Source organism: Oceanisphaera sp. IT1-181 (assembly GCF_033807535.1).
In the GTDB taxonomy this organism is placed as follows: Bacteria; Pseudomonadota; Gammaproteobacteria; order Enterobacterales; family Aeromonadaceae; genus Oceanimonas.
In genome coordinates this window covers 976,313-989,348 of sequence record NZ_CP136856.1, presented here as the reverse complement: position 1 = coordinate 989,348, position 13,036 = coordinate 976,313, and the positions used below count along the sequence as shown (strand labels likewise).

Annotated in this window: 14 protein-coding genes and 1 other RNA gene; 5 read left to right on the top strand and 10 right to left on the bottom strand. The window is 50.5% G+C overall.

What is annotated here, in order from left to right; translation table 11 throughout:
* Positions 1–45: 45 nt before the first annotated feature.
* The 10 genes from R0134_RS04600 to R0134_RS04555 form a co-directional block, all read right to left on the bottom strand.
* A complete protein-coding gene (locus R0134_RS04600; RefSeq protein WP_319783666.1) occupies positions 46–288 on the bottom strand; it encodes a hypothetical protein in 243 nt (80 codons plus the stop codon).
* Between the two features lie 3 nt (positions 289–291).
* A complete protein-coding gene (locus R0134_RS04595; RefSeq protein WP_319783665.1) occupies positions 292–687 on the bottom strand; it encodes a phage holin family protein in 396 nt (131 codons plus the stop codon).
* Positions 688–835: 148 nt separating this feature from the next.
* The gene (locus R0134_RS04590) at positions 836–1,153 is read right to left on the bottom strand and encodes a glycine zipper domain-containing protein (RefSeq protein ID WP_319783663.1); all 318 of its coding nucleotides are present in this window, start codon (positions 1,151–1,153) and stop codon (positions 836–838) included.
* A gap of 202 nt (positions 1,154–1,355) precedes the next feature.
* Positions 1,356–1,985, bottom strand: coding sequence for a TIGR04219 family outer membrane beta-barrel protein (locus R0134_RS04585; protein ID WP_319783662.1), 630 nt, complete (start codon positions 1,983–1,985; stop codon positions 1,356–1,358).
* A 214-nt stretch (positions 1,986–2,199) separates the two neighbouring features.
* Entirely contained in the window at positions 2,200–5,088 is a 2,889-nt protein-coding gene (gene gcvP / locus R0134_RS04580) for an aminomethyl-transferring glycine dehydrogenase (RefSeq protein ID WP_319783661.1), read from the bottom strand.
* Between the two features lie 224 nt (positions 5,089–5,312).
* Positions 5,313–5,702 carry a glycine cleavage system protein GcvH gene (gcvH, locus tag R0134_RS04575; protein ID WP_319783660.1) on the bottom strand — a complete coding sequence of 130 codons (390 nt, stop codon included), beginning with the start codon at positions 5,700–5,702 and terminating at the stop codon, positions 5,313–5,315.
* Positions 5,703–5,818: 116 nt separating this feature from the next.
* Positions 5,819–6,922 (bottom strand): glycine cleavage system aminomethyltransferase GcvT, encoded by a 1,104-nt coding sequence (gene gcvT / locus R0134_RS04570; protein ID WP_319783659.1) that lies wholly within the window; start codon positions 6,920–6,922, stop codon positions 5,819–5,821.
* 290 nt (positions 6,923–7,212) lie between these two features.
* Entirely contained in the window at positions 7,213–8,451 is a 1,239-nt protein-coding gene (locus tag R0134_RS04565; RefSeq protein WP_319783658.1) for an FAD-dependent oxidoreductase, read from the bottom strand.
* A 4-nt stretch (positions 8,452–8,455) separates the two neighbouring features.
* A complete protein-coding gene (gene ubiH, locus R0134_RS04560; protein WP_319783657.1) occupies positions 8,456–9,655 on the bottom strand; it encodes a 2-octaprenyl-6-methoxyphenyl hydroxylase in 1,200 nt (399 codons plus the stop codon).
* A 64-nt stretch (positions 9,656–9,719) separates the two neighbouring features.
* Positions 9,720–10,289 (bottom strand): UPF0149 family protein, encoded by a 570-nt coding sequence (locus R0134_RS04555; protein ID WP_413641424.1) that lies wholly within the window; start codon positions 10,287–10,289, stop codon positions 9,720–9,722.
* A 149-nt stretch (positions 10,290–10,438) separates the two neighbouring features.
* On the opposite strand from R0134_RS04555, the gene zapA reads away from it, so the two are divergent.
* The 5 genes from zapA to rpiA all read left to right on the top strand — a co-directional run bounded on the left by zapA (position 10,439) and on the right by rpiA (position 12,803).
* Entirely contained in the window at positions 10,439–10,741 is a 303-nt protein-coding gene (zapA, locus tag R0134_RS04550) for a cell division protein ZapA (RefSeq protein ID WP_319783656.1), read from the top strand.
* Between the two features lie 107 nt (positions 10,742–10,848).
* Positions 10,849–11,031, top strand: a non-coding RNA gene (gene ssrS / locus R0134_RS04545) — 6S RNA.
* Positions 11,032–11,143: 112 nt separating this feature from the next.
* Positions 11,144–11,383 carry a VF530 family protein gene (locus R0134_RS04540; protein ID WP_319783655.1) on the top strand — a complete coding sequence of 80 codons (240 nt, stop codon included), beginning with the start codon at positions 11,144–11,146 and terminating at the stop codon, positions 11,381–11,383.
* A gap of 46 nt (positions 11,384–11,429) precedes the next feature.
* Complete coding sequence (locus R0134_RS04535; protein ID WP_319783654.1) at positions 11,430–12,005, top strand: 5-formyltetrahydrofolate cyclo-ligase; 576 nt, start codon at positions 11,430–11,432, stop codon at positions 12,003–12,005.
* A 138-nt stretch (positions 12,006–12,143) separates the two neighbouring features.
* Positions 12,144–12,803, top strand: coding sequence for a ribose-5-phosphate isomerase RpiA (gene rpiA, locus R0134_RS04530; protein WP_319783653.1), 660 nt, complete (start codon positions 12,144–12,146; stop codon positions 12,801–12,803).
* Positions 12,804–13,036 lie beyond the last annotated feature (233 nt).

Sequence of the window (13,036 nt, the reverse complement as noted above, 5' to 3'; positions counted from 1 at the left end):
AGTCGCTATTTTTAGCTGGGCGCCGAGCACTCGGCGCTATTTTATTTAGAAGCGCAAATAAAGCAGCGCTAATAGTCCCGCGCCCAAGATAAACTTATTGCGTACTTTATGGGGCATATTGGCTAAGCGCCACAGCAGCCCAGCCTTGGGTAAACTACTGACGATACCCCAAATATCATGCCCCGATGGCTCTTGTTGGCGACGCATTTGGTTACTCAATAACTTTAAGCGCAAGGCCTCGGCTTTGAGTTGCAGTAATTTTTGTTCTTCTTGCAAAGAAGGATGCATGGCTTACTCCTTTAAAGACCAATCGGTCATGGTCTTTTTGCCTTGTACGTAGGCTACATCTTCTTGTAGGTCTTGCAGCGTGTCGGCGAAAAACCGTCTTTGGTGCGCCAGATTATGCGCTATGCTCCAAAATATGCTCAGCATAATAATAAATAATAGTGCCGCTAAGCCAAAGAACACCCAAACTTTTTGTTGTGGGCTTAACACCACATTTAGCCCAAATAACAAACTAATATAAGCCATAAAAAACAGCATAATGGCACCCAACGCCAGTATACCTAACCGCACCATGCGCTCTTTTTGCGCCACAAACTCAATACGAGCTAATTTGAAGCGCACAAATAAGAGTTCGGTCGCAGTCTGTACTAGCTCCTTTAACGAATTGATTTGGCCGCTCATCAATATACCGCCCTATGCATGGCTTGCCCTCGAACACCCCGGCTAGGGTTACTCAAGGGCAAGTGAAGCTGTTTTACTTATTTTAACAATCAAGCTAGACAATCAAGCCTAATAGATGGCCTGACATAAGCTTAATAGTGAGCTATTGTTAACGACCACAACGGCTTAGGAATGCACCGAACAACAATCCGGCGACTGCGGCCACGCCCATCGCATGGTAGGGTTTTTCATGCACCCAATCATTGGTACTAGAGGCGGCTTCACGGGTTTTTTCAACCACTGTGCTTTCAAGCTGTGCATATTGCTCTTGAGCTTTGGTTAGCTGAGCTTTTAATTTTTCTTTTAAAATCTTGCCCTCTTGAGTGCCATCGTCTACTGCAGCCTTATATAACACTTCAGCATCTTTTAGCACTTGCTTGACGTCATCCATTAATACCGCTCTTTCTGTTTCATATCTCTGGCTCATAGGGCCTCCTGATGGTGAAGAGTAAAAATCAGTTTTAATAAAAAGTGTCGCTCATTTACCTTATCCACTAACGGCAATATTTGCCAGCTTGGTAATGAAATTATTATTTCGCTAAGACTATTTCTGTCATCACGATGATTATTCTAGCCGTATAATGAAAAAAGGCTAACTTGAGTTAGCCTTTTTAACACATTCGTTAATCTTAGAAGCGAGCGTCTACACCTAACATCCAACCGTCAGACTCAAACTTTAAATCATTGTTAGCCAACGCATTATCGAAAGTCACATTGGTCATGGTGTAACCGACGCGCACACCTAGCTCTATGGGTAATTCAATCGCCCAGCGCACGCCAACGCGGGCTTCTTCACCGCTCACATCTTCCCAGCCAAATACTTTAGCGTCAGCAAACACCGAGAAGTTTGTCACTGGCAGCATCACTTCTGTTGCCACATACGCGTGCGGACTACCTTGACTGCTAACACTGCCACCCACTTGGATATCTGAGTAACGGCTATAACCGGCGCCCACATCCAATGACAGCAAGCTATTATCCAGTAACTCATAATAAGCAGTGGCAGAGAATTGATCGAAACCAACGGTGCTAGAGCCATGAGTGGAATACTCCACTAATGCATTAGGGATCAAGGGAATAAAGTGCTCAAACGCCGCGTAAGCATGGTAGTTATCTTGATGCTCATTGGCAGAAAAGCCATTCACGTCTAGATCGGAATACACATAGTCCACGCCCACTTTTGCGCCAAACACATCCGCGGCCACAGGAGCAGAAACAGCAAGTACAGCAGCACAGCCCAAAAAGACAGATTTTTTCACTAAATTATCCTCAGAAATAATTAGCACTCGATATTAAATGCGAAAGGACTCATAAATTTCTGGTATTGCAGCACAAAAGGCTATCGACACCAAGCTTATTGCGGTATTTCGACGCCACAACTCGCCCAAAGTGGGTGCCACAGATTTAGCAGTAAACCAAATCCCACGCGAGCGTGGGAATATTTAAGGTGAGCTTTGCGCTTACCTAAGCTGATTATTGATAGGCGTCTAACGGTAAGCAGCTGCAGAATAAATTGCGATCCCCATACACATCATCGATACGATTAACGCTTGGCCAAAACTTGGCTCGCCGTACTTCTGGAGTAGGAAAAGCGGCTTGCTCGCGACTATAAGCGTGCTGCCAGTCAGCAACCAGCACATCGTCTTGGGTATGCGGCGCATGCACTAAGGGATTGTCAGCCAAGGTCCAGTGCCCCGTTTCGACGTGGCGAATTTCTTGGCGAATGTGCTTCATGGCAGCAATAAAGCGGTCAATCTCGGTTTTAGACTCTGACTCGGTCGGCTCTATCATTAGGGTGCCCGCCACCGGAAAGCTCATGGTCGGCGCATGAAAGCCAAAGTCGTTTAAGCGCTTGGCAATATCCAACTCACTGATCCCACTGCTGGCTTTTAAGGGCCGCACATCCACTATGCACTCGTGGGCCACTCTATTATTACGCCCCGCATAGAGAATGGAATAATCCTCGGCTAAGCAGGTCATTAAGTAGTTGGCGTTCAGAATGGCCAATTGTGAGGCGCGCTTTAGGCCCTCATCACCGAGCAAGGCCATGTACATCCAGCTAATAGTCAAGATGCTGGCCGAGCCAAAGGGTGCTGCGGACACGGCGCCATTATCACGGCTCACAGCCGCGGTTTTTATCACCGCATGGCCAGCAACAAAGGGGGCTAAATGCGCCTTAACGCCAATCGGCCCCATACCAGGACCACCGCCACCATGGGGAATGGCAAAGGTTTTGTGCAGATTAAGGTGCGAGACATCGGCACCAATAAAACCCGGTGAAGTCAGGCCCACTTGCGCGTTCATATTGGCGCCATCCATATACACTTGGCCGCCATGCTGATGAATAAGCGCACATATTTCACGAATGTTTTCTTCGTATACGCCGTGCGTCGAGGGATAGGTGATCATGATGCAAGATAACTGCTCACCCGCCTCCTTAACCTTGGCTTTGAGATCGCTCAAGTCCACGTTGCCTTGTTTATCACAGGCCACCACTATTACTTTCATGTTGGCCATTTGCGCGGACGCGGGGTTAGTGCCGTGCGCCGAGCTTGGGATCAAGCAAATATCGCGCTCTGCCTCGCCCTGAGACGCATGGTATTTCTTAATCGCTAACAGACCTGCATATTCCCCTTGCGCGCCTGAGTTGGGTTGCAGGCACACCGCATCGTAACCGGTGATGTTTGCTAGCCACTCACTGAGCTCACTCAAGATCTGCTGATACCCTTGGGTTTGATTTAAGGGCGCAAACGGATGTAACTGATTAAGCTCAGGCCATCCAATGGGCACCATTTCTGCGGTGGCATTGAGCTTCATGGTGCAGGAGCCGAGCGCTATCATGCTGGTGTTGAGCGCCATGTCTTTCATTTCCAGCTCGTGGATATAGCGCAACATCTCAGTTTCCGAGTGATAACGATTAAACACCGGGTGACTTAAAATGGCGCTAGTGCGCTGCAGCTCAGCAGGGATAGCAGAGCTTGGGCTGCTCGATATTTGGCTATCTAGTTCGGTGATATCAAGCTCGTGCCCTTCCCCTAAAAAGATCGTAAATAGCGCCAGCACCTCTTCGCGCGTCGTCGTTTCTGACAGCGACACCCCAAGAGAGGCATCTAAGTCGGTGCGCAAGTTCACGCCAGCGGCCTCGGCCCGCCCTATGATGGCGTCTTTTTCAGCCTTCGTCGTTAATATGGTCAGCGTATCAAACCACGTATCGTGTTTCAGGGTGAGCCCCTGCTGCGTTAAGCCCAGCGCTAAAATACAGGTCAATCGATGTACGCGCTCGGCAATGCGCCTTAGGCCTTTTGGCCCATGATAGACCGCATAAAAACTCGACATATTGGCCAGCAACACTTGAGCGGTACAAATATTAGAATTGGCCTTTTCGCGGCGAATATGTTGCTCACGGGTTTGCATCGCCATGCGCAGCGCCGGTTTACCTCGACTGTCTTTGGACACGCCAATAATGCGCCCCGGTAACGAACGCTTGTACTGATCGCGAGTAGCAAAAAAAGCCGCATGGGGCCCGCCGTAGCCCATGGGCACCCCAAAGCGTTGGGCATTACCGAGCACCACATCGGCCCCTAACTCACCGGGTGGCGTAAGCAACACCAGCGATAGGATATCTGCCGCCACACACGCAATGCCCTGCTTTGCTTGCACATGGCTGATAAACGGACTGAGGTTTTGGATCTCGCCACTAGTAGTAGGATACTGAAAAAGAGCACCAAACACCGACTGCTCCAATACCGCCTCAATGGGTGCCACTAAGATCTCAAAGCCATAATGAGCGGCGCGCTCTTGCACCACATCTATGGTTTGCGGATGCACATCCGCAGCGATAAAGAACAGATTCGAGGTTTTGTTTTTGCTGACCCGCTTCGCTAAGGCCATAGCTTCGGCGGCGGCCGTGGCTTCATCTAGCAAAGAGGCACTGGCTAAGTCTAAGCCCGTGAGGTCTTGAGTTAATTGCTGAAAATTAAGTAACGCTGCTAGTCGCCCTTGGGCAATCTCCGGCTGATACGGCGTATAAGCCGTATACCAACCGGGGTTTTCCAGCACATTACGTTGGATAACCAGTGGCACATGCGTGTCGTGATAGCCCATGCCAATGTAGCTTTTATAGACTCGGTTTTGCTGAGCCAAGGATTTTAAATACGCCAACGCCTCCACCTCGGTGCGGCTATCGCCAATGCCTAACGGCTGCTGATTGATGATATTGCTAGGCAGCGTTTGGGTGATTAAATCATCGAGCGACGCAGCGCCAACCACAGCGAGCATAGCGGCAATATCCCGCTCGTTGGGTCCGATATGGCGGCGAATAAAAGCATTGTGCTGTTCAAGTTCAAACAAAGACGGCTGCATAGCGTTACCTTCCTCTTGACTGTTTAACCAAGACTAGGAGCTCAGACACTTATTTCAACTGATTGGCTATACCACGGACGAGATACGGCCAAGTAATGTGTGGTTCTGGTTATCAAGCACCAAACGGTCGAATGAATTCGACCCTACGCTCAGGATAAACCCACACTCACTATAGGTCCTCATTCACTGGGCCAAAAAAAGCCCCCACAACTGGAGGCTAATGCTTATTCTTCGTCGATGGCACTTTGATAACCGGCGGCGCTGAGTAACTCTTCTAAGTCAGACTCATCAGTGAGCTTCACGCGAAACAGCCAACCGTCACCGTAAGGGTCTGAGTTAATGAGCTCAGGGCTGTCTTCCAGCTCTTCATTGATGGCAATCACTTCCCCACTGACCGGCGCATAAATATCGGAAGCGGCCTTTACCGACTCTACCACGGCGCACTCTTCACTGGCGTCTAAGTTGCGCCCTACTTCAGGTAACTCAACAAACACCATATCACCCAATAAATCTTGGGCGTGCTCAGAAATTCCGATCACCACTTCACCATTTTCTTCTACTCGCACCCACTCGTGGGTAGGGGCATATTTCAGTTCACTGGGGAGATTGCTCATCTGTTGCTTCCTCTTAATACAGATACTTATACTTAAAGTACTTAGGCTTAAAGCACTTAGGTTTAAAATACTTAGCTTTAACGTACACCAGTTTAAAACAATTAAACTTAATTTAACTAAATAGTATCAACCACTTTACCAAACCGTACGAAAGGCGGCTTGACCACTGCCACCGGCTGCCATTTGTTACGCATCTCAACTTGCGCTTCATGACCAATGGGCCCTGAGACTCGCGCCAAGGCAATACTGTGGCCCAGTGTAGGAGAAAAACTGCCGGAGGTAATAACGCCCTCTTGCATTTGCCCTGTCTCATCTGCAAAGCGCACGGCAGCACCGGTGCGCAGCACGCCCTTTTCTTTCAACATCAGCCCCACTAACTTAGGGTGCTGGGCGGCGACTTTTTGCGCCGTAATGGCGGCTCGGCCAATAAATTCACGCTCCACCGGCTCCCAAGCCACCGTCCAGCCCATGTTGGCTTCAAGCGGTGTGACTGACTCATCCATATCTTGGCCATATAAGTTCATGCCCGCTTCTAGGCGCAGCGTATCTCGCGCACCTAAGCCGCAAGGTTTAACGCCCACCGCTAACAAAGCATCCCAGAGCGCAGCGGCGTGGCTATCCTGCACGATAATTTCATAGCCTTCTTCACCTGTGTAGCCAGTGGTGGCAATAAATAAGTCACCGCTTTGTACGCCATAAAAAGGCTTTGCCCCAACAATAGCGGCATTTTGTTCATCGTTAAATACCTGACTGGCCTTAGCCTTAGCCGTTGGCCCTTGCACGGCTATCATGGCCAGCTCGGGGCGCGCTTTCACCGCGACGTCAAAGCTTGCTGCTTGTTGCTCAATCCAAGCTAAGTCTTTATCGCGAGTGGCGGAGTTTGCGATCAGGCGATAGTAATCATCGGCAAAATAATAGGTGATCAAGTCGTCAAGCACCCCGCCCTGCTCATTTAACATGGCACTGTAGATGGCTCGGCCCGGCTCAGTAATGCGCGCCACATCATTGGCTAACAATCGCTGTAAAAACGGCTTAGCCTCGTGGCCAGTAATATCAATGATGGTCATATGAGAAACATCAAACATGCCGGCGCTGGTGCGCACTATATGATGCTCTTCTAGCTGAGAGGCATACTGAATGGGCATTTCCCAACCGTGAAAATCCACCATTTTGGCGCCGGCGGCCAGATGTTGTGGATACAAAGCTGTGTGCTGAGTCATCACTGCGCTTCCTTTTTCTTGGGGCCGGCTTAATAAGCGAACATCTGCTGTTTAATCACCGCTTTAACAGCATCATATTCGGTTATACGCCAGCCCAAGTGGATAAAACCGCTCCGATGGTAAACCACCGGCTTGATTTGGCTTTGATTACTAGGGTCTGTTGACGAGAAAAGAATAGACGATAATTTTTAATGTGCAGTTAACGGCTCGATTCTTTAGGACAAATAGGTGGCTGTAGCAGCCGATGTGAATTATAGGTTATGTGGCGCACTGCCAGCCGCGTTAAGCCATTAACGGTGTTGTGTTGTAGGAGACTCAGGCAATACCGCATCTGGGCGAGACAATTGGGGCTGTAAGCCGCCGGTGCCCAGCGCATGGGCGGCTAACTGTCGCTTAAGCGGAGTCAACTTGTCCGTCAGATTAAGCCCTAACCCGCGCAAGCGCCGTAATAAGGGATGGCCATTGCCAAACAATCGCTTCAGCCCTTCCATCGCCGCCAATAAGGTCACGGCTTCGGCTTTGCGCCAACGCTCAAAGGCTTTCAGCTCGCTATGTGCACCTATGTCACGACCTTGTTGCTGTAACTCAGCCAAGGTTTGGGCCAAGGCGGCCGCATCTTGTAAACCTAAATTCACACCTTGCCCCGCTAAGGGGTGCACCGTATGCGCCGCATCACCAATCAATACCCAACGTGGGCCACAAAACTGCTGGCTATAACGGGCTTTCAGCGGAATGGCCATGCGCGGTCCCAGTACTTGGCAAGGGCCTAAGCGAAAATCAAAGGCATGCCCGACTGCCTGATTAAAGTCGGCGTCTGATAAGGCTAAGCGCGCGCGAGCCTGCTCGGGTGGGCACGACCACACAATAGAGCATTGGTACGCATCGGCCAGCGGTAAAAACGCCAAAATATCGTTACCACGAAAGATTTGCCGTGCGGTTTGTTGATGGGGTTCAGTGGTCTGTACGGTGGCCACTAATGCATGGTGATCGTAGTCCCACTCCACCATGCCCGGCTGCAACTGGTCGCGCAGCCAAGAGCGCGCGCCATCAGCCCCCACCAGCAAGCGCCCCGTAATGGGCACTCCATTATCAAGCAACACGAAGGCCCCCTGCTCACTTACCGATACCGTATTGGCACGCGCCGCATAAAACTCAATATGCGGGCTGCGCCGCACCCGAGCGAGTAGGCTCAGTTGCAGCAGGCGGTTTTCAACAATGTGCCCTAAATGAGGCTGATGCATCAGGCTGGCTGAAAACTCAATCTGCGCCGCTGTGTCTGCCTCCCACACTTGCATTGCGGTATAAGGACCTAAGCGGCGGGTGTCACTGGGCCACGCTTGCAGACGAGTGAGCAAGGTTTGTGAGGCCAGATTGATGGCGCTCACGCGGTTTTCTGGAATATCCGGCAACTGCTCGGCAGGCAGCTGGCTTTCTATGACCGCCACCTTTAAGCCGCTGTGCTCTAAGGCCAAGGCTTGCGTTAAGCCCACTATGCCACCGCCAATTATGATCACATCTGTTGCTTGCATGCGGTTACCTCTTGCCCATGGCCCGCCAGGCCAATTTACTTTTCAAGGAAGTGCAGGCTGCGATGGTCATCAACCCCAGATTACGGCCCGTTGCTAACAAGGGATCCGTATTTGAAAACAATAACGCCAACGCCGAGGTCATGCCCACCAGCTCCGCTTGATCCGCTAATCGCGACTGGCCATAACCACTGAGCACGGCATGCGCCCCTAAGTCGCTCACTCGATCCCCCTGAGACACCTCTTGTTGCAGGGCGACAATTAAGGCCGCCACGTCTCGCAAGCCAAGATTAAAACCCTGCCCAGCAATGGGATGTAATAAATGCGCCGCATTGCCGACCAGCACTACTCTGTGATGCCAAGGGCGACGCACTTCATTAAGATGCAGCGGATAACAACTGCGCTGACCACTGCGGGTAATTTTGCCTAAACGATAACCAAACTCTTGCTGCAGGGCCGACATAAAACCCGGCTCGTCTAAGCTCATCAGCTCGCGCGCGCGCGCTGGCGACACACACCACACCAGTGAACTGCGCCCAGCACTCATCGGCAATAAGGCCAGCGGACCTTGAGCCGTAAAACGCTCAAACGCGCGACCTTGATGAGGCAGCTGGGTTTGCACATTGGCAATAATGGCACTTTGTTGGTAATCAAACTGGCGCCGCTCTAGCTTAAGCTGGCCGGCAATCACGGAGTGGCTGCCATCGGCGCCCACCAATAACTGAGTGCTTAGCTCTCGGCCATCTTGCAGCGTCAGTTGCAAGAGGCTGGTGTGCTGCTGCCAGGTGTGGACTTTTGCGGGGCACAACAAGTCGATGTGCGGATTATTTTGCAGCTGCTGGTATAAGCGCAGGCCCACCGGGTGTAGCTCTACCACATAACCTAAAGCAGGCAGTCGATAATCGGCGGCGCTAAGATTCAATTGCCCCAGGTGACCTTGATCCGTGACCTGAATAGCATTGATAGGAGTGGCCAAATCATCCAGTAACGACCATAAGCCTAACTGCTCTAATAGCTCACGGCTGTGACCGGCCAGCGCAATGCTGCGGGCATCAAAACCCGAATGTTGATCAAGGCTCGGACTGGCGTGCTCAATCACAGCGATGCGCAGTGGCTGGCCGCAGGCTCGGCTAAGTTTGCTTAACCCTAACGCCAATACGGCACCGGCCATACCGCCGCCGTTAATTACCACATCATAATGAGTCATTAGGCTAGACTATGGTTAATGAGTGAATGGTTGATGCGCGAATGCTTGCTTAATCAATGATTGCTTAATGGATTGTTGGTCGCTTCGCTTGAGACTGGCCGTTGCCAAATTCTTCAAATGCGAGGATAGCGCCCAACTTTAAATGTTCGTACAGCACCACAAACGCGGTTTCGCTTTCTTCATCTTCTTGGTCAAAGTCGCTGGAAACTTGAGTAATGCTGCTAATGTCTTGGATCATTTCCTGCAATTCATCTGAGGCTTTATTCAGTTCTTGCTGCACGACACCAAAACCGGCTAAGAAAGCCGCAGACCATTCCATCATAGCGTCAAGGCGCTCATCGAGTGACTCTTCATCGCTGGGCAGTAGTAACTCAAAATGAGTTTGATTAAGCAGTTCGTCAGCAACACGAGAAAATAATAAGTTAACGGCTTTTTGCACTTCACTCGGCAGTGCAAAGTCATCGTTGAGTAGGCCATTGAAGTGTTGCTGCCAACGAATGTCGGTTTGCGCAAGACCACCGCAAATCAAGCCACAAACAACGCCATGGACTTCGGCGGCGGTCACCACCATGTTGTGATGCTCTAATAAAGTGGTGAAAGCGTCGTAGTTGAGTCGGGCTTTGTCGTTCATCATTTACTCAATTGGTGAAAAAGTGGGAAATATTGGTCCAGATCCTAGCATTCTGATCCCACTCAAGCCAGCCACCACTTGAAACTTCTGGTGTGGCGCTATATAGTCGCCAGAATTTCATCGCCTTCTGCAAATAGCCATCTGAGGATTACATGACCACAGCGGCAATAATAGATATTGTTATTCTGGGGCGACCTTATAAGGTTGCCTGTCCTGCTGGGCAAGAAGTTGCATTGCAGCGGGCAGCCGAGACGCTTAATGAGCGAATTCGTAATTTTAAGCAAAGCGGCAAGGCGGGCTCTAACGAGCAAATCGCCATCATGCTTGCCTTAAACATCAGCCATGAGCTGGAGCTTGAAAAAGATAAAAACTACCAATATGCTGACGCCATGGACAAGCGCATTAAGATGCTGCAGCATACTATCGAAGAAGCCTTGGCCAACAAAGTGGGTTAACACCACAAGAAAGGAGGCTAAGATTAAAGGTAAAATAAATTGTTTCACTAGGGTCGAAATCAGATTTTAATACTGGTATTCTGCTCCTAGATTACTAAAAAGTTTCGCTTTCCCTGGGGTGTTTGTCAGTAGGGTGACGTCCCTGAGCCGATATTAACAAAAAAGGAAAGCCGTGTTGTTTACTATTGTGCATGCTCGGCCCGACCGAGAAGCCTGCGGTAGATACCGGAGTTCCGCCTTGAACCTCTCGGTTCAAGGACTCACACCCGCAACGGCACCTTGGGGATCCTAAATTTAGCCACTGACTTTCTACAATTTTAGTCAGCTCTGGCCTCCCTCCCCTGTAAATCCTGTTATAATTAACGCGTTTTCTTAAAGATCCTACTAACAGGTTATTCACGCATGACAGAACAACTCAATAACCCCCTGCACGGCCTCACGCTTAAAACCATCGTCACTGAACTGGTTGAACGTTTAGGCTGGCAAGAGTTGGCGCGGCGCGTCAATATCAACTGCTTTAAAAGTGATCCCAGCATTAAATCTAGCCTCACCTTCTTGCGGCGCACTCCTTGGGCACGCACTGAGGTGGAAGCGCTCTATATTGAGCTCATTACGGGCCCTTGGGGAAAACCTAAGCTTTAAGTTGCAAGCTCGCAGCAAACGCTGCGCGGCCATAAGGGGTTAATAAGTGAGTGAAAGACGTCAAATTCGCCAAGCAGTACGCCACGCTCGACGCCAGTTAACTCAGGCCGAGCAAACTTGCGCTGCCCATCAGCTAGTACACCAAGTGGCGAAGGCACCGCACTTAGCGCAGGCCAAGGCGGTGGCCTTATATCTGGCCAATGACGGTGAGCTGGATCCCTTGCCATTAATTAACTGGTATTGGGCGCAAGGTTGCCAGGTGTGTCTGCCAGTGCTGCACCCGTTTTGCGCAGGCCATTTGTTATTTCTAGGCTATCAGCCCGATACTCCCATGCACGTTAATGTCTTAGGTATCCTTGAGCCTCAGCTAGATATTCGCTTAATAGTGCCCAAGCAGCAGCTAGATATTATCTATACACCCTTGGTCGCCTTCGATGCTCAGGGTAATCGCTTGGGCATGGGTGGCGGTTTTTATGACCGCACGCTCAGTCAGACTTCCAACTTAGGCCCCCAGCCTGTGGGGTTAGCTCACGACTGCCAACAAGTGACCGCCCTGCCCATTGCCAGTTGGGATGTGCCCTTGCCTGAGTTATTGACGCCGACCGAGCATTTTCGCTGGTGAAAACGTGACCACATAAACTAAGGCGCAAAGCGGGAGGCAAGCCAACTTGGGTTTGCTATCATACGCCCTCATATTTCTCACTCGAGTGCCGCGGGCCTTACGCTGGGCGCTGGTTTTAATTTAACAAGAAGCCATTTAATGACACAAGATGAAATGAAAAAAGCCGCCGCCTGGGCTGCACTGGATTACGTGACGCCTGGCAGTATCGTGGGTGTGGGCACTGGCTCTACCGTAAACCACTTTATTGATGCGCTCGGCTCTATCAAAGATCAAATCAAGGGCGCCGTTTCTAGCTCAGAAGCCTCAACGGTTCGACTGCAAGAGCTGGGCATTGAAGTATTTGATCTCAACGACATCAGCGAATTTGATGTCTATGTAGACGGTGCCGATGAAATAGATACCAGCATGGCCATGATCAAAGGCGGCGGTGCGGCATTAACGCGAGAAAAAATCGTGGCCGCCGTGGCCAAGCGCTTCGTGTGTATCGTCGATGAGACTAAAACCGTAGAAGTGATGGGTAAGTTTCCGCTGCCAGTAGAAGTGATCCCCATGGCGCGTGCTTATGTGGCACGCGAGCTGGCAAAGCTTGGCGGCACACCTGTGTATCGTGAAGGTGTGGTAACCGACAACGGCAACCACATTCTCGACGTGCAGAATTTAAGCATTACCACACCCCGCGAGTTAGAAGCCCAGATCAACGCCATAGTGGGCGTGGTGACCAATGGCCTGTTCGCTCAGCGCGGCGCCGATGTGTTAGTGATCGGTATTCCCGATGGTGTGAAGAAATACACAGCTTAAGCACCAATAACAGTGGTAAATAGCACGGCGATGAATTTAAGTGCCGCGCTAAGCCATAGATAAAATCCTCTTTAGTACACTCTCTGTTACGAAAATCGCGAAACAAAACGACATATTGCACGATTGTAGTCGCGTGCTTTAGGCGCGAAAACCTGTGCAGCAGGTTCTGATGCACAGGTCCTTTCCTTCATCGCCTTGTTTCAAGGTTTAACTCTATTGTGCTTTGGTCTCTA